Raw genomic sequence first — 21,330 nt, forward strand, 5'->3', positions numbered from 1 at the left:
CGATCCGCGCGCGCCACTTCACGAGGCCGCGCTAGCGAGGCCGCGCGTAACGGAGGAACTTCCGCTCCGCCACGCCACTTGTTCCCTCCCTGGGCCGCGCAACCCCGGCGTGTCGCGCCGCTTCTCCTCCCTCCCCGCCACCAACCCGCGGCCGCGGCCCGCGGCCTCCTCAGCCCGCGCCGCCGGGGAGGGGCCGCACCGTCAGCATCTGCTCCACGGTCCCGACCGGTCCGTCCGCGTCGTGGAGGATCGAGCTCGTGAGCCCTTGCCCGGTCGGCCCGAACGACACCGTGGTGTCGAGCCCGACCCACCGGCCGGCGGGCTTCCGGAACAGGTGCACCGTGAGGTCGACGTTCGGGAACATGAGCGTCTGCGGGTGCGCACGCACGGCGATCCCGTTCGCCGTGTCGATGAGCTTGATGAAGGAGGCGAGCGGTCCCGCCTCCTCGCCGGCCACCAGGGCGACGTCGGTCGTGATCCACGCGGCGGCACGTCCGGGCCGGTAGGGGCGCGCCTCCCGGATGTCGACCGACCGGATGTAGCCGCCGCCCCAGTGCTCCTCGATCGCCCGGCGCGGGAGGCTGTCCGGCGCAGGCAGGGGCTCCCAGTCGGTCCCCGCGATCACATCCGTCTCCTCGTCGGCGAGCAGCCACGCGCGCGCGGACACGACATCGCGGCCCGCGATGGTGGCCACCGCCTCCACGAGCTCGATGGTGCGGCCGGGCCGGAGGGTGCGCACCCGGATCGTGGTGTCCTCGCTCGCGATGCGGCCGAGGATGTCGAAGGACACGCGTCCGATGGTCATCGGAGGCCGTCCGATGCGCGAGAGCTCCAGCTCGTGAACGATCAGGCCGCCCAGCGGGCTCATGTGCTGGTCGCCCGGGTCCCACGCCCCTCCGACGTGCTCGGTCGGCGCGTACACGCCGTCGCCGATCCTCCGGAAGTAGCTCGGCTGCGCGTCGTCGGTCACTCGGTCCCCGCCTTCAGGTCTCGTCCGTTGTCGAGCGTAGGCGGTGCCCGCCGGGGTGGGCAAAACGGGTGGCCCCGGCGCCTGCCGCCGGCCCGACGGGGGAGGGACGATCAGCGGCCGACGCGGGGAAGCCGCTCGAACCACGACAGGAGTTGGGGCGAGGACCGCCGGAGCTGCTTCATCGTCATCGACTCCTCAGGCCGGGTGACGGGCACCTCGAACTCCTCCGCCACCCGCTCCATGGCCTCGGGCGACCAGAACTGACCGCGGAGCCGCAGCCGGTTGCGTCCGTCCTTCCCGGTCACGAACAGCTGCGGCAGCGTGTCGAGCGTGCTGCCCTCGTAAAGGTGGACGAGCGTCACCGAGGAGACGTCCGACGGGTGGGTCACCACCTCGTGCCCGGGGAAGCGCCGCTCGCGGACAACGCCGGGACCGACCGTCACGGTGGTGCTGAAGAAGGAGTACACAGCGAGGATCGTGACGAGGGTCACGACGACGTGCGCGACGAGCACCGCCGGCCAGGCGCCGCTCGGCTCGGCCAGCCAGTAGAGGACGGCGAACACCGGCATCGTCAGCGCGAGCACTGCCACGATTCCGCGCGAGAGGAGGTGCGCATGCGGTCGCAAGACCGTCTCACGGGCCACGTCCGTCTCCGTCCCCAGGGGTCGTCGTCCATCCATCGCCTTCGAGCCTTACCGATGGACGCCTCTGCGCGATAGCGGCATTTTGGGGGACACGACGACCGGACGTTCGTTTAATACACACCCCGCAGGGCAGATGAGCAGCGGCTGCGGCCGAGAGCCCCGCTCAGGTCAGCTTCGCCCGCATCGTGGCGGTGTCCTCGTGCCAGACGCGCGCATCGGCGCGGAGCACCACGAGCCGCTCCTCCAGGATCCCGGTGCGGATCTGCACCCCCGCCTCCCGGGCGAGCCGCCTGATCTCAGCGCGGACGGCGTCGAGGTCGCCGATCGCGCTCAGGGGCTCGGTGGTCTGCTCCTCGCGTCGCGCGGACTCGAACAGTCTGCGCGCCAGTTCTTCCGTCGATTCCGTCATGCTCGATCGCCTCCGGAGCCAACTCTGCCGCGCGCAGCGCACTCGCGGAAGACCGAGGGCCGCGAGGTCACACCGGAGGCTGGACCGGCTGCACGGGCTCCGTGGGCGCGGGAGGCGCGGTCGGCGCCGCCACGACGGGTTGCGCCGGGCCCACCATCCGGGCGCCTCCCCACGGCCGTTGCCGGTACAGCTCGAGCAGCTCCGCCCCCAGCCCGAAGAGCACCATCGCGATCCAGACGAGCACGTTCAGGATCGGGATCTGCAGGCCCACGATCAGGATCACACCGCCGACGAACGAGGTCAGCACCGGGTGATGGGAACCGCGGAGGATCAGCCGCCCGAGGTAATGCGCGCCGAAGACGAAGGTGGCGAGGGTCAGAACGGTCCAGATGAGGATTCCGGCCAGAGCGAGCGGGGCGCCGATCACCGTCACGAGCAGGAAGAGCAGGGCGAACGGCATGGCGATGGCCGCCACGAAGCCGACGAGCAGCGCCCGCCACGGCGACGGCATCAACCGGTCGGTCACCCGGTCCAGGGTCCGCGGAATGAGCAGGCCCGCCGCGACCGTGACGATGCTCAGCGCGATCAGCGCGTAGAGGGCGCCGAGGAACCAGGCGAGCACGCCCGCCCAGGGCGAGATCTGGGGCGCCGGCCGCGTCTGAGGCTCGACGTGCTGCACGGTGCCGCTGACCGCGCCGTTGGAGATGTGCGCGGTGTTCGCGCTGGTGTAGGTGACGTCGCCGCCGACCGAGCCGTCGATCGTCAGGTCGGTGGCGCTGACGAGCAGGTCGCGACCGACGTTGCCGGCGATCCGGATCGATGTCCCCGTCGCGACGATGTCCGTCCCCACGGTGCCCTGGTCGGCGACGTCGACCGTGGAGGCGAAGATCGTCCCGCTGCGCGCCACATCGCCGGTGATCGAGACGGTCTGGCCCGCGAGGCGGACGTTGCCGTCGACCTTGCCGCTGATGATGATCGTCTGGCCGGCCGCGATGACGTCGCCCGTCACGTCGCCGCTCACGGTCACCGTCTGCCCGGCGGCGTAGACGTCGCCGTCGACGGGACCGGAGACGTCGACCGTCGCGCCCGCGTAGAAGTGCGGGCCGGAGGCCCCGTTCACGGCGGCGCCGGCGCTCGAGGGGAGGGCCGCACCTCCCGTTCCGAGGATGGCGAACCCCGCCAATGCCGCCGCAGCGAACAGCCGTACCGTTCTCGATCGAACGCTCATGTCAGCGACCCCCTGGACTCGAGCACACACCGGTCGCGCGGAACGACCGCCTCACCAGGATGAGGGCGCGGGGTCTCCGGGGCTAGGGTCGTTGGTCCCTGCCGCGCGGGCGAGCCCCTGCCGTGGTTCCTTCCTCCATCGGACGCGGCTCGGTCGTGTCGGGCCCCGGAGGGCGGCTCGGCGCCTCCGGAGGCTCGACCGGGGCCGGGCCGTTCCGCAGCAAGCGCGCGTGCAGGATGTCGCCGATGAACAGGTCGTACACGACGACGCCGATCACCCCGCCGATCAGCGGACCGACGATCGGCACCCACATGTACCACGCGAACCACGGCCCGTCTCCGGGGACAGCGAGGTTCCCCCATCCCGCCACCCAGGCGAGCAGGCGCGGGCCGAGGTCGCGGGCCGGGTTGATGGCGTACCCGGCGTTCGCCCCGTAGGACATGCCGATCGCCGCCACGGCGAACCCGATGATCAGCGGACCGAGGTTCGCCTGCACGGCCGTGTTGCGCAGATCGATGACGGCCACGATCAGCAGCACGAGGAACATCGTGCCCACGATCTGGTCGAGGAGCGGTCCCCACATGTTGCCGTCGAAGTAGGGCGCGGGGAAGGTCGCGAAGATCGAGAAGGAGGCGAGGGTGTGCCCGTTGACCTTGGGCGGCTTGCTGGCCGCGTCGAAGGCGCCGATCGCCGCGGCATAGACGCCGAGCACGAGCGCCGCACCGACGAAGGCCCCCAGCAGCTGCGAGAGCATGTACGGGAGCACCTTCACCCAGGCGAATCCTCGCCGGAACGCGAACGCGAGGGTGACCGCGGGATTGAGGTGGGCGCCGCTGACGCCGCCGGCGACGTACACGCCGAACACCACCGCCATGGCCCAGCCCCAAGTGATCAGGAGCCAGTCCCCGGTGCCCAGGAAGAAGGTCGTCGGGCCTGCCGTGCGCCCTGATCCGGGAAGGGCGGCCACCGCCATCGCGACCACGCCGTCGCCGAACGCGATCAGAACCAGGGTGCCGAGGAACTCCGCGAGGCACTCGCCCCACAGGCCGCCCCGGCGTTTCAGACCCCAGCCTCGGATGAGGACAGGGATCGAGTCTTCTGTCATCGCACACCTCCCTGAGAGGCGCGGCGCACCGCTGCGTCGTCGTACGACCAGTGTCCCGCAGTGCTTGCGTCAGTGCAAGGGATTGTGAATATTCATCTATTTATCGGGGAATCGTCCGGTCACAATTGTGTGCGATGGTGGGACAATTGCTTTATCGCAATTGAAGGAGGCGGTGATCATGACCGATCCGATCGGACGTGACGCTGTCGAAGGGCGCTACACCCAGCGAGAGCCCGAGATCGCCGAACCGAGGAACGTGCACGGGCAGTACACGGAGCGCGAGGGGGCGGGTCCCGAGCCCGACGTCGCCGGCACCTACGTCGGTGCCGAACGAGAAGGCTCCAAGCCGCTGGTCCGCAGCACCCACCAGCGCAGCGGCAACTATCCCAAGGCCGAGCACGAGTCGTCGCGCGACGCGAGAAGGTGATCCTCGCCCCGGTCGGCCCCGTCACGCGTCCGCGCGGTCGTACCTCCTCCGCGTCGGGCAACTGCGAGGGGCCGGCCGGTGCGCGCCTCAGCGCCGAGCCGCCACGAGCCCGTCGATGAGCAGCTCGATCAGGCGGCTGGCCAGCTCGCGCTGATCCTCGTGACGGGTCACCATCGCGATCCCGCCGAGAGCCATCAGGACGTCCGACGAGTCGACGTCGGGACGCAGGCCGCCGGTCGCGCGGCCGGTGTCGATGAGGGTCGCGACCGCTCCCTCGAGCGCCTCCCTGCTGTGGGCGCGAAGACCGTCGTGGGCTGCCAGGATGGCGGGCAGCGCATCCGACATCCCCTGCTTCGTGAGCATGTAGTCGACGAAGGCCTCCATCCACTCGCGCAGGGCCGCGGTCGGCTCGCGATCCTCGAGGAGCTCGGCCGCGGCGGCCGCCAGGCGATCCGTCTCCGTCCGGTACACGGCCTCGATCAGGTCCTCCCGGGTGGGGAAGCGGCGGTACAGCGTGCCGATGCCGACCCCGGCCTCGCCGGCGATCGCCTTGAGGGAGGCCTCCGGTCCGTCTGCCGCGAAGGCGGCGGCCGCCACCTCGAGCAGGCGCTCTTGATTGGCCTGAGCGTCTGAGCGCAATCGCCGGGGCATGATCCTCCTTGCTAAACGGACTTGGCTCCGCTTAGGTTGGAACATAAACGGACCCGAATCCGTTTATAGCAGGCGACGCCGGTCATGGCGCCAGGGAAGAGGGAATCGACATCATGGTTCAGCAGCGAGTGACGACACCGTTCGGGGCCCGATCGACCGCCGAGGAGGTCATCGCCGGGGTGGATCTGACGCGCCGCAGGGCGATCGTGACGGGCGGCGCCGCGGGACTGGGCTACGAGACCGCCCGTGCGCTGGCATCGGCCGGCGCAGAGGTGACGATCGCCGCTCGACGTCCCGATGCCGCGAGCGAAGCAGCGGAAAGGATCGCGGCCGAGACGGGCAACGAGCTCGTTCATCCCGCGGTCATGGACCTCGCAGATCTCGACTCCGTGGCGAGGTTCGCGAGCGCATGGACGGGTCCTCTGCACATCCTCGTGAACAATGCCGGGATCATGGCGACGCCGGAGCAGCGGACGCCGCAGGGGCGCGAGCTGCAGTTCGCGACCAACCACCTCGGCCACTTCGCGCTCACGGTCCGGCTCTTCGAGGCCCTGAAGGCGGCGCACGGGGCCCGGGTGGTCGTCGTCAGCTCCGTCGGTCATGTCAACGGACCGGTTCGCTTCGACGATCCGGACTTCACCTCGGAACCGTACGACCCGTGGCTCGCCTATGCGCAGTCGAAGACCGCCAACATCCTGTTCGCGGTCGAGGCGAGCCGGCGCTGGGCCGAGGATGAGATCGCGGTCAACGCCCTCAATCCGGGGCGCATCTGGGGCACGGGACTGGGCCGGCACATCCAGGCCCCGCCCGCCTCCTTCGACCCCTCGGGCACCACGGGTGTGTCCGTGAAGACCGTCGAGCAGGGAGCGGCGACCTCGGTCCTCTTGGCCGCGTCGCCACTCGTGGAGGGTGTGACCGGCCTCTACTTCGAGGATGCGCAGCAGGCGGAGCCGTTCACTCCGGGAGTGCGGCGTGGAGTGGCCGACTACGCCCTCGACCCGGGCAATGCGAGGCGGTTGTGGGAGCTCTCGGTGCGATACACCGGCGTCGATGGCTGAGCCCCCGGGCGAAGATCGAAGGCCCCGGCTTCCGCGTAATTACGCGGATCTCGGGGCCTTTGCCATCTACGACACTGGCGGAGAATGGGGGATTCGAACCCCCGAGGGCTTGCACCCAACACGCTTTCCAAGCGTGCGCCATAGGCCACTAGGCGAATTCTCCTGGGTCGCCATCACCTCGCGGGCGACGGCTCCGAATATCTTACCGGACGCCGGCGGGGCCCGTGTGCACGGCCTCCCAGCCGCACCCGCTAGACTGGTACCCGGCTCCCCACGTGGCGCCATCCAGGCCAACTCCCCCAGGGCGGAAACGCAGCAAGGGTAACCGGGCTCTGGCGGGTGCGTGGGGGGTCTTTTTCGTTTCTTCTGCGATTCTCCTTCGTGTCACCGGCGCCGCGTAGAGTGTGGACAGCGACCCCGTCCTTCTACGGTTTGTAGAATAAGGATTCCGACGAGTTCGAGGTGCACATGACCGAGCAGGGGATCACTCAGCCGCCGGCCACCGGCACGACCAGTGACGAGGCCGTCCTGGCATCGGAGGCGTTCGTCGTCGGCTTCCCGCTGGTGTTCGACCTGGAGCAGGTCGACCGGTTCGTCCGCGAGGGGATCGGCAGCACGCCGGCGACGCCGTTCAACGCCTTCGGTCACGCCCGTTCGCTGGCGGGTCCCGACGACACCTTCGTCTCCATCAACAACGACACCGTCTATTCGATCGCGCAGATCGACCTGGGCACCGGCCCGCTGCTGCTCCGCATCCCGGATTCGGGCGACCGCTACCGCGTCCTCCAGTTCGTCGACGCCTGGACGGAGAACTTCGCCTACGTCGGGACACGTGCCACCGGGAACGGCGCGGGGGAGTTCCTCCTCGTCCCGCCGGACTGGCAGGGGGAGGCGCCCGCTGACACGACGCTCATCCGTTTCCCCACGCGGATCGGCTCCATCGTCGGCCGCTGGGCCGTCGACGGCGCGGCCGACCTGCCCGCCGTCCGTGCGCTGCAGGACGCCCTGACGCTGACTCCGACCCGGGAGACCTTCGCTGCACCGGAGGGCGTACCCGCCGTGCCGCAGGGACCGAGCGACGCGCTGACCTTCTTCGAGCGCCTCCGCGTGTGGTCGCGGGCCTTTCCTGCCGCGCCCCACGACACGGCGGCGCTCGAATCGTACGAGCCGCTCGGGCTCACCGGCGATGTGCCCGTCTCCGAGTTGCCCGCTGCCACGCAGGCGGCGCTCGAGGCCGGGTACGCGGTCGGCAACGAGGCGCTGGAGGCGGCCCTGCGCGCGGGTGCCGCCGTCGACGGCTGGCAGCTCAACCTCCACGCCTTCGACTACAACGTCGACTTCTTCGAGGTGGGCACCCTCCGCGACGACGCCTGGATGATGACCGACACGAGCACGCGGTACGCGAACCGCGCCGCGGCGGCGCTCGGTGGTCTGTGGGGCAACCACGGCTACGAGGCGGCGTACGCGTCGACGTACGTCGACGCCGACGGCCGGGCGCTCGACGGCGCGAACGAATACCGGCTCCGGCTCAGCCCGACGCCGCCGGTCGGCGCCTTCTGGTCGCTGACCATGTACGACCTTCCGGACTACTACCTGGTCCGCAACGAGCTCGACCGCTACTCGCTCGGCGACCGCACGCCGGGCCTCGTGCACGACGACGACGGAGGACTGACGATCACGATGAGCGCGACCCGACCGGCCGACCCGAAGGCCGCGGCGAACTGGCTGCCGGCACCCGCGGGTCCGTTCCGCCCGCTGCTGCGGATGTACCTCCCCGGCGCCGACGTGCTCTCGGGCGAGTACCGCCTCCCGGCGATCGAACGCGTCGACGCGAGCGAGAGGACGGCCTGAGGGTGGCGCGCTCGCTCTACATCACCTCGGCGGAGGGGCACACCGGCAAGTCGACGGTCGCTCTCGGTGTGCTCGAGGCACTGCGCCATTCCGTCGGCCGAGTGGGCGTCTTCCGGCCGATCTCCCGATCGATCGTCGAGCGCGACTACGTGCTCGAACTGCTCCTCCAGCGCGTGACGGCCGACCTCTCGTACGACGACGCCCTCGGCGTCACCTACGAGGACGTCCACACCGACGCCGAGGCCGCCCTGGGCGAGATCGTGCGGCGGTTCCGCGAGGTGGAGGCGCGCTGCGACACGGTCGTCATCCTCGGCTCGGATTACACCGACGTCGGCAGCCCGACCGAGCTCGGCTACAACGCGCGCATCGCGGCGAACCTCGGAGCCCCGGTGCTCCTCGTTCTCGGCGGCCGGGTCGGCCAGGGCTACGGCGAGCGGCTCGGTCAGGCCGACCCGCGCTCTCCGGAGGAGCTGCGCCAGCTCGCCGAGCTCGCGGTGACCGAGCTCAAGGCCGAGCACGTGAGCCTGCTCGGCGTGGTCGCCAACCGGGCCGACGCCGACCGGCTCGACGAGATCGTCGCGGCCGTCGGCTCCGTGATCGGCGCGGCGGCGGCTGCGGCTGGCACGCCCGACCGGCCTCCCGTGTGGGCGATCCCGGAGGACCTCTTCCTCGTCGCTCCCAGCATCCGCTCCATCATGGAGGCGACCGACGCGACCCTGGTGGCGGGCGACGAGGCCCTCCTCGCCCGCGAGGCGCTCGGGGTGGTCGTCGCCGGGATGTCGATGAACAACGTCCTCCCCCGGCTGATCGAGGGGTCCGTCGTCGTCGTGCCCGGCGACCGCACGGAGGTGCTGCTCGCCGTCCTCATGGCCAACGCCTCGGGCACGTTCCCCTCCATCGCCGGCATCGTGCTGAACGGCGGGTTCGACCTGCCGGAGCCGATCGAACGCCTCCTCGCGGGGCTGCGGTCGCCGCTGCCGATCGGCCGCACCACGCTCGACACCTACGAGACCGTGCTCCGCATCACGCACGCCCGGGGGAGGCTCGCCGCCGACTCGCAGCGCAAGTACGACACCGCGCTGGCGCTGTTCGAGCGTCACGTCGACGCCGCCGCCCTGCTCGCGCGCCTCGATGTGACGCGGCACAACGTGGTCACGCCGCTGATGTTCGAGTACGACCTCATCGAGCGGGCGCGCCGGGCGGACAAGCACATCGTGCTCCCGGAGGGCGAGGACGACCGCATCCTCCGGGCCGCTCACACCCTCCTCGCGCGCCGCGTGGCCCGGCTGACGATCCTCGGCGAGCCGTTCGAGGTGCGCTCCCGGGCGATCGAGCTGGGCCTCGACATCTCGGCGGCCGAGGTCCTGAGCCCGTTCGACGACGTCCTCCGGCTGCGCTTCGCGGAGGAGTACGCGCGGCTGCGCGCCCACAAGGGCATCACCGTCGACCAGGCCGCCGACACGGTGACCGACTCCTCCTACTTCGGCACGATGATGGTCCACCTCGGTCTCGCCGACGGCATGGTCTCCGGCGCCGCGCACACCACCGCGCACACGATCAGGCCGGCGTTCGAGATCATCAAGACCCGGCCGGGCGTCTCGGTCGTGTCGAGCGTGTTCCTCATGGCGCTGGCCGACAAGGTGCTCGTCTACGGCGACTGCGCGGTCATCCCCGACCCGACGTCCGAGCAGCTGGCCGACATCGCGGTGTCGTCCGCACGGACCGCCGAGCAGTTCGGCATCGAGCCGCGCGTCGCGATGCTGTCGTACTCGACCGGCGACTCGGGCGCCGGCGCCGACGTCGTGAAGGTCCGCGAGGCCACCGAACTCGTCCGCGAGCGGGCTCCGCAGCTCGCCGTCGACGGGCCGATCCAGTACGACGCCGCCGCGGACGCGGCCGTCGCGGCGGCGAAGATGCCGGGGTCGGAGGTGGCGGGCCGCGCGACGGTGTTCATCTTCCCCGACCTCAACACCGGCAACAACACGTACAAGGCGGTCCAGCGGAGTGCGGGCGCCGTCGCGATCGGACCGATCCTGCAGGGCCTGCGCAAGCCGATCAACGACCTCTCCCGCGGAGCGACCGTCGACGACATCGTCAACACGGTGGCGATCACAGCGATCCAGGCGGCGCTGTCATGAGCGCCGTCCTCGTCGTCAACAGCGGCTCGTCGTCGTTCAAGTACCAGCTGATCGACAGCGAGTCGGAGGAGTCCCTCGCGTCCGGCCTCGTCGAGCGGATCGGCGAGGCGAGCGGTCGGACCTCCCATCGCGGACCGGACGGCACCAGCGAGCGCACCCTGCAGATCCCCGACCACACGGCCGGGTTCCGCGCGATGCTGGACGCCTTCGCCGAGCACGGCCCGAGCCTCGACGAGAACCCGCTCGACGCCGTCGGCCACCGCGTGGTGCACGGCGGCAAGCGGTTCTTCGAGCCGACTGTCGTGACACCCCTCGTCGAGATCAACATCGAGGATCTCTCCGATCTCGCGCCCCTCCACAACCCGGCGAACCTCCAGGGCATCCGCGCCGCCCGGGCCGCGTTCCCGGATGTCCCGCACGTGGCCGTCTTCGACACGGCGTTCCACCAGACGCTGCCACCGGCGGCCTACACCTACGCGATCGACGCGGGGCTCGCCGAGCGCCACCGGGTCCGCCGCTACGGCTTCCACGGCACCTCCCACAAGTACGTGTCGGAGGCGGCGGCCCGCTTCCTCGGCCGGCCGATCGAGGAGCTGCGCCAGATCGTCCTCCATCTGGGCAACGGGGCGTCGGCATGCGCCGTCCGTGGCGGACGGTCGGTGGAGACGTCGATGGGCATGACACCGCTCGAGGGGCTCGTCATGGGCACGCGCTCGGGCGACCTCGACCCGGCGGTGCTCCTGCATCTCGCGCGGCGTGCGCACCTCGGCACGGACGAGCTCGACGAACTGCTCAACCGCCGCAGCGGACTGCTCGGTCTCTCCGGCCGAGGCGACATGAGAGATGTGCGCCAGGCCGCCGAGAACGGTGACGAGGCCGCCCGTCTGGCCCTCGACACGACGATCCACCGGCTGAAGCACTACATCGGCGCGTACACCGCCCTGCTCGGCGGTCTCGACGTGCTCGTCTTCACCGCCGGTATCGGCGAGAACGACGCGAGGCTGCGCGAGGAGACGCTGGAGGGGCTCGGATTCCTCGGCATCGAGCTCGATCCCGAGCGCAACGCGGCGTCCGATCGCGGGGCCCGGGTGATCTCGACGGACGGGTCCGCCGTGACGGTGCTCGTCGTCCCGACCAACGAGGAGCTCGAGATCGCGCGCCAGTCGCTCCAGGCGGTCGCGCGGGAGCGGGCCGACTGAGGCGAACAGGGCCGGGAGGCGCGAGATGCTGCGACGGAGCGGCGAACAGGCGCGGCGGGGCGGCCCGGCGGCGCGGTTCGTCGCCGTGCTCGCCGCCTCCCTGCTCGCCCTCGCGGCGCTCGCAGGGTGCAGCACGTCGCCCTACTCCGAGGGCCCTCACTTCGTCACGCCGCCGCTCATCCGCTACAGCTCCGTGCTGTGGCCGGTTCCGCTCGAGCTCGTCGGCGCCGAGCCCGGAGCGACGCTCCGGCTGCGCTCATCCCTGAGCACGAGCCGGGGCGTCTGGAGTTCGGCGGCGACCTACCAGGTGCCCGCGTCGGGCATCCTCGACATGGCGACCGCGCGGCCGCAGCTCGCCCCCTACGCCCAGCCCGACTCGGCCGGCCTGTTCTGGTCGCTCCGCGGTCCGCAGCTCAGCCCGAGCGACCAGGTGCGCCAGTGGATGACCAGCACCGTCACCCTCACCCTCTCGGCGTGGGACGGCGCCCGGCTGGTCGCCGAGCGCACCTTCCGATTGCAGGGGCTGGCGGCCGACCTGCACCCGCGGACCGTCCGCACGCGAGACCTCCTGGGGGATGCGCCCGGCATGCTGCCGCCGCAGACCCACGAGGACGGGCCGGTCGGCACCTTCTGGAGCGCCGCCTCCCTCGAGCGGCCCGCCACCCCCGCGGTCGTGATGTTCGACGATCCGTCGGCCGGTGCATCCTCGGCGTACACCGCACCGCTGCTCGCCGAGTTCGGTGCCTCGGTCTTCGTCGTACCGCTCGCCGGCGCCCGCGACGGGGTCCGGCTGACGGGCGCGATCGACGACTCGACGGTGGAGGCGGTGCTCGCCTGGCTGCAGGAGCGCCCGGACGTCCTGAGCCGCCGGGTCTTCGTCTACGGGACGGGCGCGGCCGGCGCCGTCGCGGTCTGGGCGGCCACGCACTTCGCCTCGCGGATCGCCGGGCTGTTCGAGGCGGGCGGCACGCCCGTGGTGCTGTGCTCCCCGGACGGCGGCGCGAGCCCGATCCGGGAAGGCGGCGTCCCGGTCCCGTGCAACGGAGCGACCGAGCCCGTGTCGCGGGCCTTCGCCCGGTCGATCGATGTCGTGCGGGGCCCGGTCGTGCTCGCGTGCGGCGGGCGCGACGCGGTGCTCCCGTCGGCGTGCGCGTGGCAGGAGGCGCTCGCCGAGACGCGAGCGCATCGGGCGTCCGACAGCGTGCAGGAGGCGGCGGTCGCCGGGCACGCGGTGTCCGTCCCTCCCGGACTGCCGATCGCGCTCGACACGGGAGGCGCGGCGGGCTTCTCGCCGCAGGCGACCGAGAAGGCCCGGGTGGCGTTCTGGAACGCCGTCGGCCAGATCATCCTGAGGGCGGCGATCTCGTGAGCGCCGCGGGTCGGGGCGCGCCAGTGCGGCGCATGGCCGGTGCTCTCCGGTCGGCCGCTTCGCTGATCGTGATCGGCCTCCTGCTGACCGCCTGCTCGGTCGCCGCGGGAGGCGGTCCCCGGTTCACGCTCAGCCGTTTCGGCGACGGGATCGCCGACCCGCTCGCCATCGAGATCTCGGGGCTCCAGCCGGGGGAGAACGTGACGCTCACCGCGACAGCCCGGACGGTCTCCGGAGTCTGGCGGTCGCGCGCGGTCTACGCGGTCCCGCCGGACGGCCGGGTTCAGCTCTGGGCCGAGAAGCCCCTCCTCGCCCCGTACGTCCGCCCCGACCCGGCCGCGCTGCTGTGGAGCATGTCCGGGCCCGCCCTGAGCCAGGCGGAGCTCGAACGCACGTGGGCCCTGTCGGGCGCCCGCGTCGCCTTCACCGCCGAGCAGGGCGGGCACCTCGCCGCGTCCGCGTCCCTCCAGCGGGCGGCGCTCTCGGACGGAAGCCAGGTCCGTCCCGTGTTCGACGCCGACCTGGCCGCCGGCGGCCTGGCGCCGACCGGGGACCCGGCCCTGGCGCAGGTAGGGACGTACTTCTCGCCGCAGCCGCCGAGAAGCGGACCCCAGCCGGGTGTGCTCATCGTGGACGGCGACGAGGCCGGCGCTTCGGCGGCATTCGCCGCCCGGACGCTCGCCGCCGCCGGGTTCGCCGTCATCGTCGTGCCGGCCTTTGGACCGGAGGGCCAGATCCCGGGGTCGTCTGCGCTCGCCGTGGAGAGGCTGGACGCGGCGCTCCGCTGGTTCACCGCGCGGCCCGCGGTCGACCCGGAACGCGTCTTCACCTACGGCACCGGGGCTGCGGCACCGATCGCCCTGTGGTTCGCGACGCACGAGCCCGACGCCGTCTACGGTGCCATCGCGGCCTCGGGGCCGACCGCGCTCCTCTGCGCCGCCTCGGACGGGTCGCCGACCCTCACCGCTGAAGGCGCCGCGGTGCCTTGCGAGCCCCTCGGCCGCAGCGTGGCCGACACCACGATCCTTCCGCTGGAGCAGATCCGCGGACCGGTGCTCCTGGCGTGCGGGACTGCGGATCAACTGCTGCCCGCGGCGTGCGACTGGACGCGGGCAGGAGCGCTCCGGCGCGGCCTCCGCGCGGGGCAGGCGTTCCTGGCCCAGGGCGCGTCGCACGAGATCACCGCGCCGCCCCTCCTGCCCATCGGCCTGAGCGACCTCGCCCCGTCGGCGGCGCAGGCCACCGAGGACGCCCGGGCAGGATTCTGGTCGCGGGTGGACACCCTTCTCGAGAATGCGATCCGGCGATGAGGCGGGGACGGTTCGGGACGCTCGCCGTCCTCGGCGCCGCACTCTTTGCGGTGGTGGCGCTTCTCGGAGGCTGCTCCGCCTCCTCGGGAGCGGCCGGTCCCCGCTTCGTCCTGGATCAGAACCCCACGGGCGTGTGGGAGCCGGTCCACATCCGTCTGGTGGCTCTGCCGCCGGGGGAGCGCGTGGCGATCACCGCCACGGCACGGGTCGGAGCGGTCTGGAGCTCGCGCGCCGTGTACATCGTCCCTCCGGACGGCGTCGTGGACCTCGACCGGGCGACGCCCGCCGATGCGCCGTGGACGGGCGCCGACGGCATGGGGCTGTTCTGGTCGCTCCGGAGCGCATCGGGCGCTGCAGCGACCTCCGACGAGACGTGGGGAGGCGCGTCGATCGCCGTGAGGCTCGACGCCGTCGTCGGCGGACGCCGTGCGGCGACGACCACGGTCCAGCGGATCGGCCTCGCGACGGCCGCGCCGTCGCGAGCGGTGTACGAAGACGGGATCTCGGGCGACTACTTCGCTCCGACCGTCGGCTCGGAGGCGCTGCGCCCCGGAGTCGTCGTGCTCGACGGAACGGACCCGGGGTCGTCGTCGGGCGTGCTCATCGCCTCCACGCTCTCGGCGCTCGGCTACCCGGCGCTGGCGCTCTCGACGTACGGGCCGTCCGGAGCTCTGGACCCGCGCCGGATCTTCCCGGCCGAGCGGTTCCTCGCGGCGCTCGACTGGCTGCGCACCCAGCCCGGTGTCGACGATCAGCGCATGTTCGTCCTGGGGACATCCCGCGGGGCGCCGCTCGCGCTCTGGGCGGCGGCCGCGTACCCCGGCACGGTGTACGGCGCGATCGCTCCGGGAGGGACGACGGGCCTCATCTGCGCGTCCCCCGTCCCGTCGCCCGCGGTCACCGTCGACGGCGACTGGGTGCCCTGCACTCCGGGGACCCGGGTCGTGTCGCCGGCGACCGTGCTGGATCTCCGCGGCATTCCGGGCCCCGTCGTGCTCGGCTGCGCGGGGGCGGACGAACAGCTCGACAACGGGTGCGAGTGGATGGACGCGGCGGCGCGGATCCGCCCCGCCCGGGAGGGGGATGCGTACCTGCGTGCGGCCGACGCCACGCACCTGTTCTTCCTGCCTCCCTACACGCCGCTCGACCTCCCTCCCGCACCGCACGCGCAGGCCACCGAGGACGCCCGGGCAGCCCTCTGGCGCGCCATTGAGGAGGCGCTCGCCGGGCCGTCCGTGGTGCCCGGACGCTGATCGCGCCGGAGCGTCCGCGCGAGCCCCCGCCACCCGGGGAAATGTCGGCCGCGCAAAGTAGCATGTGTGAGTGGTAACCGCTCTCTATCGCCGCTATCGGCCCGACACCTTCGCCGACATGATCGGCCAATCGCAGGTGACCGAGCCGTTGATGACGGCGCTGCGCACCAATCGCGTGAACCACGCCTACCTCTTCTCCGGCCCCCGGGGCTGCGGCAAGACGACGTCCGCGCGCATCCTCGCCCGCTGCCTCAACTGCGCCGAGGGCCCGACCGACACCCCGTGCGGCGTGTGCGCGAGCTGCGTCGAGCTCAGCCGCGACGGCGCCGGATCGCTCGACGTCGTCGAGATCGACGCCGCGAGCCACAACGGCGTCGACGACGCGCGCGACATCCGCGAGCGCGCCGTCTTCGCCCCCGCGCGCGACCGCTACAAGATCTTCATCCTCGACGAGGCGCACATGGTCACCCCGCAGGGCTTCAACGCCCTGCTGAAGATCGTGGAGGAGCCGCCGGAGCACGTGAAGTTCATCTTCGCGACCACGGAGCCCGAGAAGGTGATCGGCACCATCCGGTCCCGGACCCACCACTACCCGTTCCGGCTCGTGCCCCCCGCGCAGATGCTCGCCTACGTCCAGTCGCTCTGCGACACCGAGGGCATGACCGTCGCGCCGGGCGTCCTCCCGCTCGTGGTGCGTGCGGGTGGAGGCTCGCCCCGAGACACCCTGTCGCTCCTCGACCAGCTGATGGCGGGTTCCGAGGGCAGCTCGATCGACTACGAGCGCGCCGTCGCGCTCCTCGGCTACACGCACGCGGCCCTCCTCGACGAGGTGGTCGACGCGATCGCTGCGCGCGACGCCGCCGGTGCCTTCGCGGCGGTCGACCGTGTCGTCCAGACCGGCCAGGATCCGCGCCGCTTCGTCGAAGACCTGCTCGAGCGGCTGCGCGACCTCATCGTCGTCGCCGCGACCAGCGTCGAGGGCGCCGCCGCCGTGCTGCGCGGCGTCCCGCAGGACGAGCTCGACCGGATGGGCGTGCAGGCCATGAAGTTCGGCGCCGCCGAGCTGAGCCGCGCCGCCGACATCGTCAACGCAGCCCTGACCGAGATGACCGGGGCGACCTCGCCGCGCCTCCATCTCGAACTCATGATCGCCCGCGTCCTCGTCCCGTCGAGCGACGACACCGAGCGTGGCGCCCTCGCGCGGGTGGAGCGCCTCGAGCGCCGTGTCGGCGTCGGGGACGCGCTGGGTGCGGGTGCGCCCGCCGCGCCGTCGGCTCCGGCCGCTCCCGTGGTGAGCGTGCCGGCCCCGGCACCTGTCGAGCCTGCTGCGCCACCGGCGCGGAGGGAGCCCCCGACGGCCCCCGCCGCCCCGGCTCGACGTGGGAGCGCGCCGACCGAGCGCGAGACGCCCGCTGCGGCTGCCCGCGTTCCGGCCGCGGTCGAAGAGCCTGCGCCCGCAGCCGAGCCCTCAGCCACGGCCGCGGCTGCGGCCGCTGCCGTGCCGGTCGGGCCCGTGAGCACCCAGCAGGTCAAAGACGCGTGGCCCCAGATCCTCGACGCCGTCCAGCGGGCGAAGCGAAGTGCCTGGATGGTGGTCTTCACGGCCCAGGTGCGCTCCCTCGCCGGCGATGTCCTGACGCTCTCGTTCCCGAGCGAGAACGATGTGCAGAGCTTCCGCCAGCCCGAGGCGGGAGGGTCGCAGGGCGTGAGCGAGTACCTCCGCCAGGCGATCGTCGACATCCTCGGCATCCGGGTCAAGTTCATCGCGCGCGCCGACTCGGCGCCCGCGGCCGCCTCCGGTTCTGCGCCACGCCCTGTCTCCGGTGCGCCGTCCGTCCCGGTAGCCGACCCGTGGCCCGGCGCTGACGGAGGATCTGCGGCTTCGACCACGGCACCGGCTGCGCCCTCGCGCGGGTCATCCGCCCCTGCTGCATCGGCTCCCGCGCCCCGCGCCTCCTCGGCGCCGGCTGCACCGTCCCAGGGATCGTCCGCGCCGGCGACGCCGTCCGGCGCTGCGGTGACCGATTGGGTGACCGTGGCCATCCCGGGTAGTGGCGCGGCCTCCGCTGGCGCGGCCGAGGGGGCCGTCGCGACGCTCGAGCGCCCAGCACCCGCTGCTCCGGCCGCCGCGGGGGAGTCTCAGCGACCGGTTCCGACTGCGACCGCTGCCGCCACCGTCGCAGCACCGGTGGCCGCTCCGGTCGACGACGAGCCGCCGTTCGACGACGTCCCGCCGCCGGAGATCGAGCCCGACATCGAGCCGCCGGTGCCCGAAGAGCCCGCCGACTGGGCTGACGCCCCCGTCGAGGCGATCGTGGGCGCTCCTGCTGCCGTTCCGGCCGCCGCCGCTCCTGCGCGTCCCGCCTCGGCGCCCACGGGCGGCGCACCGGCCGCGGCCGAACCCTCCCGGAGCGCACCGGCCCGCGGCAGCCGCACGCCCACCTTCCAGGAGCCGCAGCGGTACGGCGAGGCCGTCGTCCGCGAGATCCTCGGCGCGACGTTCCTCGAAGAGAAGCCCGCCCCTCCCACCCCGGGAATGAGGTAGCCCCGTGTACGAGGGCATCGTCCAGGAGCTGATCGACGAGCTCGGGCGCCTTCCGGGCATCGGCCCCAAGTCGGCTCAGCGCATCGCGTTCCACATCCTCCAGACCGAGAGCTTCGATGTGACCCGTCTCGCCGAGGTGCTGATGGAGGTGCGCGACAAGGTCCGCTTCTGCGCAATCTGCGGCAACGTCTCCGAGGAGGAGACCTGCTCGATCTGCCGTGACCCCCGCCGCAACCCGGCCCTGATCTGCGTCGTCGAAGAGGCGAAGGACGTCGTCGCGATCGAGCGCACCCGCGAGTTCCGCGGCCTCTATCACGTGCTCGGCGGCGCGATCAGCCCGATCGACGGCGTCGGCCCCGACGACCTCCGCATCCGCCAGCTGATGCAGCGCCTCGCCGACGGCACGGTGCAGGAGGTCATCATCGCCACCGACCCCAACCTCGAGGGCGAGGCCACCGCGACCTACCTCAGCCGGCTGCTCACGACCCTCGACATCCGCGTCACACGGCTGGCTTCCGGCCTCCCCGTCGGAGGCGACCTCGAGTACGCCGACGAGGTCACCCTCGGCCGTGCCTTCGAGGGCCGCCGCCAGGTCTCCTGACCGGTAGCGGGGGGCGCCGTCACATGGAGGAACGCGAATATCACGGCCGGTAGGATGGGAATCCCCGTGAGTTCTGGAGTGCCATGGCTTTGATCGTGCAGAAGTTCGGCGGTTCGTCCGTCGCCGACGCCGAGAGCATCAAGCGCGTCGCGAAGCGCATCGTCGAGACGCGCAAGGGCGGAAACGAGGTCGTCGTGGCCGTGTCGGCCATGGGGGACACCACCGACGAACTGCTCGATCTGGCGCACCAGGTGACGCCGATCCCCGAGCCGCGCGAGCTCGACATGCTCCTCACCGCGGGCGAGCGCATCTCGATGGCGCTGCTCGCGATGTCGATCAAGGCGATGGGCTACGACGCGCGCTCCTTCACCGGCAGCCAGGCCGGCATGATCACCGACGCGCAGCACGGCGCGGCGCGCATCGTCGATGTGACGCCCGGCCGCATCCAGGACGCGCTCGCCGAGGGCGCCATCGCGATCGTCGCCGGCTTCCAGGGCTTCAGCCGCGAGTCGCGCGACATCACCACCCTCGGCAGGGGAGGCTCCGACACCACGGCGGTCGCGCTCGCCGCGGCCCTCGGCGCCGAGGTGTGCGAGATCTACACCGACGTCGACGGGGTGTTCACCTCGGATCCCCGCGTCGTGCCGCTCGCCCGCAAGATCGACCGCATCACCAGCGAGGAGATGCTGGAGCTCGCGGCCGCCGGCGCCAAGGTCCTGCACATCCGCGCCGTCGAGTACGCGCGCCGCCACAACGTCACCCTGCACGTGCGGTCCTCCTTCTCGAACCGGGAGGGGACCTACGTGCTCAACGAAGCAGCTGCGGCCGAGGCCGCGAAGAAGGACGGAAACGTGGAAGAGCCCATCATCTCCGGAGTCGCGACCGACCTCAGCGAGGCCAAGATCACCGTCGTCGGCGTGCCAGACGTCCCCGGAAAGGCGGCGCAGATCTTCAAGATCGTCGCCAAGGCCAACGCCAACGTCGACATGATCGTCCAGAACGTCTCCGCCGCTGCGACGAGCCTGACCGACATCTCGTTCACCCTCCCCAAGTCGGAGGGACAGCGAGTCCTCACCGCGCTGACCGGCGAGAAGGATGAGGTCGGCTACCAGTCCCTCCAGTACGACGACCAGATCGGCAAGCTGGCCCTCGTCGGGGCGGGCATGCGCACGAACTCCGGCGTCTCGGCCAAGCTGTTCGAGGCCCTCTACGACGCCGGGATCAACATCGAGATGATCTCCACGAGCGAGATCCGCATCTCGGTCGTCACGCGCGCCGACACCGTGGCGGAGGCCGCCCGGGTCGTCCACACGGCCTTCGGCCTCGACGGCGACGAGAAGGCCATCGTCTACGCCGGCACCGGACGCTGAGGAATTCCTGCAGCGCTCCCGCCGTTGACCTCCACCACACCGACCCGAAGGGGCCATCTATGAGCGAGAACACTGGATTCGACGTCGCCGTCGTCGGGGCGACCGGACAGGTCGGCGGCGTCATGCGCCGCCTGCTGGAGGAGCGCGACTTCCCGGTGAAGAGCATCCGCTTCTTCGCGTCGGCCCGCTCGGCCGGCACGACCCTCCCGTTCCGTGGCGAGGAGATCACCGTCGAGGACGTCGCCACCGCCGACGTCTCGGGCATCGACATCGCCCTGTTCTCGGCGGGCGCCACCGGTTCGAAGGCGCACGCGCCCCGGTTCGCGGAGGCGGGCGCCATCGTCATCGACAACTCGAGCGGCTGGCGCATGGACCCGGACGTCCCGCTCGTGGTCTCCGAGGTCAACCCGGAGGCGATCGCCGACGCACGCAAGGGCATCATCGCGAACCCGAACTGCACCACGATGGCCGCGATGCCCGTGCTGAAGCCGCTGCACGAGGCCGCGGGTCTCACGCGCCTCGTCGTCAGCACGTATCAGGCCGTGTCCGGGTCCGGGCTGGCCGGTGCGGAGGAGCTGGCCGCTCAGGTGCGCACCGCTGTCGCCGACGAGAACCTCCTCCAGCTCGTCCACGACGGCTCGAGCGTGGCCATGCCCGCGCCCGTCAAGTACGTCCGCCCGATCGCGTTCGACGTGATCCCGCTCGCCGGCTCGATCGTCGACGACGGCCTCGGTGAGACGGACGAGGAGAAGAAGCTCCGCAACGAGAGCCGCAAGATCCTCGGTCTCCCCGATCTCCTCGTCAGCGGCACCTGCGTCCGCGTCCCGGTGTTCACGGGGCACTCGCTCTCGATCAACGCCGAGTTCGCCGAGGCCATCTCGCCCGAGCGCGCTCGCGAACTGCTCGCCGCCGCTCCCGGCGTCGAGCTCACCGACGTTCCCACGCCCCTCCAGGCGGCCGGCGCCGACCCGAGCTTCGTGGGCCGCATCCGGCAGGATGAGGGCGCGCCGGAGGGTCGAGGCCTCGCGCTGTTCATCAGCAACGACAACCTGCGCAAGGGAGCGGCGCTCAACGCCGTGCAGATCGCCGAGCTGGTCGCCGAGCGGCTCGCCGCCCGGGTCTCAGCCTGATCGTCACCGGGGTCGACTGTCTCGATATCGAGACAGTCGACCCCGGTTTTCCGGGGGTCTCGCGGGTGCGGC

Annotated in this window: 18 protein-coding genes, 1 tRNA gene and 1 other RNA gene; 13 read left to right on the plus strand and 7 right to left on the minus strand. The window is 71.8% G+C overall.

Annotation, left to right across the window (positions count from 1 at the left end):
• Nucleotides 1-169 precede the first annotated feature (169 nt).
• The 5 genes from FPT20_RS03135 to FPT20_RS03155 all read right to left on the minus strand — a co-directional run bounded on the left by FPT20_RS03135 (nt 170) and on the right by FPT20_RS03155 (nt 4,356).
• The gene (locus tag FPT20_RS03135; RefSeq protein ID WP_158862478.1) at nt 170-970 is read right to left on the minus strand and encodes a thioesterase family protein; all 801 of its coding nucleotides are present in this window, start codon (nt 968-970) and stop codon (nt 170-172) included.
• A 110-nt stretch (nt 971-1,080) separates the two neighbouring features.
• Nucleotides 1,081-1,614 (minus strand): hypothetical protein, encoded by a 534-nt coding sequence (locus FPT20_RS03140; RefSeq protein ID WP_233265369.1) that lies wholly within the window; start codon nt 1,612-1,614, stop codon nt 1,081-1,083.
• A gap of 163 nt (nt 1,615-1,777) precedes the next feature.
• Entirely contained in the window at nt 1,778-2,023 is a 246-nt protein-coding gene (locus tag FPT20_RS03145) for a hypothetical protein (protein ID WP_158862480.1), read from the minus strand.
• Between the two features lie 67 nt (nt 2,024-2,090).
• Nucleotides 2,091-3,251 carry a hypothetical protein gene (locus FPT20_RS03150; protein WP_158862481.1) on the minus strand — a complete coding sequence of 387 codons (1,161 nt, stop codon included), beginning with the start codon at nt 3,249-3,251 and terminating at the stop codon, nt 2,091-2,093.
• Between the two features lie 82 nt (nt 3,252-3,333).
• Nucleotides 3,334-4,356 (minus strand): MIP/aquaporin family protein, encoded by a 1,023-nt coding sequence (locus FPT20_RS03155; RefSeq protein WP_158862483.1) that lies wholly within the window; start codon nt 4,354-4,356, stop codon nt 3,334-3,336.
• 178 nt (nt 4,357-4,534) lie between these two features.
• Between FPT20_RS03155 and FPT20_RS03160 the strand changes: the two genes are divergently transcribed.
• Nucleotides 4,535-4,783: a hypothetical protein gene (locus FPT20_RS03160; protein WP_158862485.1), complete on the plus strand. Its 249-nt coding sequence runs from the start codon at nt 4,535-4,537 to the stop codon at nt 4,781-4,783.
• A gap of 87 nt (nt 4,784-4,870) precedes the next feature.
• Here the strand turns inward: FPT20_RS03160 and FPT20_RS03165 are convergent, their stop codons facing one another.
• On the minus strand, nt 4,871-5,434 hold the full coding sequence (locus FPT20_RS03165; RefSeq protein ID WP_158862487.1) for a TetR/AcrR family transcriptional regulator: 564 nt from the start codon (nt 5,432-5,434) through the stop codon (nt 4,871-4,873).
• Between the two features lie 113 nt (nt 5,435-5,547).
• On the opposite strand from FPT20_RS03165, the gene FPT20_RS03170 reads away from it, so the two are divergent.
• The gene (locus FPT20_RS03170) at nt 5,548-6,492 is read left to right on the plus strand and encodes an SDR family NAD(P)-dependent oxidoreductase (protein WP_158862488.1); all 945 of its coding nucleotides are present in this window, start codon (nt 5,548-5,550) and stop codon (nt 6,490-6,492) included.
• A gap of 75 nt (nt 6,493-6,567) precedes the next feature.
• Here FPT20_RS03170 and FPT20_RS03175 read toward each other — a convergent pair.
• A tRNA-Ser gene (locus FPT20_RS03175) sits at nt 6,568-6,655 on the minus strand.
• Between the two features lie 99 nt (nt 6,656-6,754).
• On the opposite strand from FPT20_RS03175, the gene ffs reads away from it, so the two are divergent.
• From ffs to FPT20_RS03230, 11 genes are all read left to right on the plus strand, one after another.
• Nucleotides 6,755-6,851: signal recognition particle sRNA small type (ffs, locus tag FPT20_RS03180), an RNA gene on the plus strand.
• A gap of 109 nt (nt 6,852-6,960) precedes the next feature.
• Nucleotides 6,961-8,343: a DUF1254 domain-containing protein gene (locus tag FPT20_RS03185; protein ID WP_158862489.1), complete on the plus strand. Its 1,383-nt coding sequence runs from the start codon at nt 6,961-6,963 to the stop codon at nt 8,341-8,343.
• 2 nt (nt 8,344-8,345) lie between these two features.
• A complete protein-coding gene (pta, locus tag FPT20_RS03190; RefSeq protein WP_158862490.1) occupies nt 8,346-10,481 on the plus strand; it encodes a phosphate acetyltransferase in 2,136 nt (711 codons plus the stop codon).
• Nucleotides 10,478-11,680: an acetate/propionate family kinase gene (locus FPT20_RS03195; protein ID WP_158862491.1), complete on the plus strand. Its 1,203-nt coding sequence runs from the start codon at nt 10,478-10,480 to the stop codon at nt 11,678-11,680. The genes pta and FPT20_RS03195 overlap by 4 nt, the downstream gene beginning before the upstream one ends.
• Before the next feature lie 25 nt (nt 11,681-11,705).
• A complete protein-coding gene (locus FPT20_RS03200; RefSeq protein WP_158862492.1) occupies nt 11,706-13,049 on the plus strand; it encodes an acyl-CoA thioesterase/BAAT N-terminal domain-containing protein in 1,344 nt (447 codons plus the stop codon).
• 32 nt (nt 13,050-13,081) lie between these two features.
• Nucleotides 13,082-14,359, plus strand: a complete 1,278-nt coding sequence (locus FPT20_RS03205; RefSeq protein WP_158862493.1) for an acyl-CoA thioesterase/bile acid-CoA:amino acid N-acyltransferase family protein — start codon at nt 13,082-13,084, stop codon at nt 14,357-14,359.
• The gene (locus FPT20_RS03210; protein WP_158862503.1) at nt 14,356-15,612 is read left to right on the plus strand and encodes an acyl-CoA thioesterase/BAAT N-terminal domain-containing protein; all 1,257 of its coding nucleotides are present in this window, start codon (nt 14,356-14,358) and stop codon (nt 15,610-15,612) included. Before FPT20_RS03205 ends, FPT20_RS03210 begins: the two co-directional genes overlap by 4 nt.
• A 70-nt stretch (nt 15,613-15,682) precedes the next feature.
• Entirely contained in the window at nt 15,683-18,157 is a 2,475-nt protein-coding gene (locus FPT20_RS03215; RefSeq protein WP_158862505.1) for a DNA polymerase III subunit gamma and tau, read from the plus strand.
• 4 nt (nt 18,158-18,161) lie between these two features.
• On the plus strand, nt 18,162-18,758 hold the full coding sequence (gene recR, locus FPT20_RS03220) for a recombination mediator RecR (RefSeq protein ID WP_158862506.1): 597 nt from the start codon (nt 18,162-18,164) through the stop codon (nt 18,756-18,758).
• Nucleotides 18,759-18,841: 83 nt separating this feature from the next.
• Nucleotides 18,842-20,128, plus strand: coding sequence for an aspartate kinase (locus FPT20_RS03225; protein WP_158862508.1), 1,287 nt, complete (start codon nt 18,842-18,844; stop codon nt 20,126-20,128).
• 59 nt (nt 20,129-20,187) lie between these two features.
• Nucleotides 20,188-21,258: an aspartate-semialdehyde dehydrogenase gene (locus FPT20_RS03230; RefSeq protein WP_158862519.1), complete on the plus strand. Its 1,071-nt coding sequence runs from the start codon at nt 20,188-20,190 to the stop codon at nt 21,256-21,258.
• Nucleotides 21,259-21,330: the final 72 nt, after the last annotated feature.

Source organism: Leifsonia sp. AG29, from assembly GCF_009765225.1.
Taxonomy (GTDB): Bacteria; Actinomycetota; Actinomycetes; order Actinomycetales; family Microbacteriaceae; genus Leifsonia.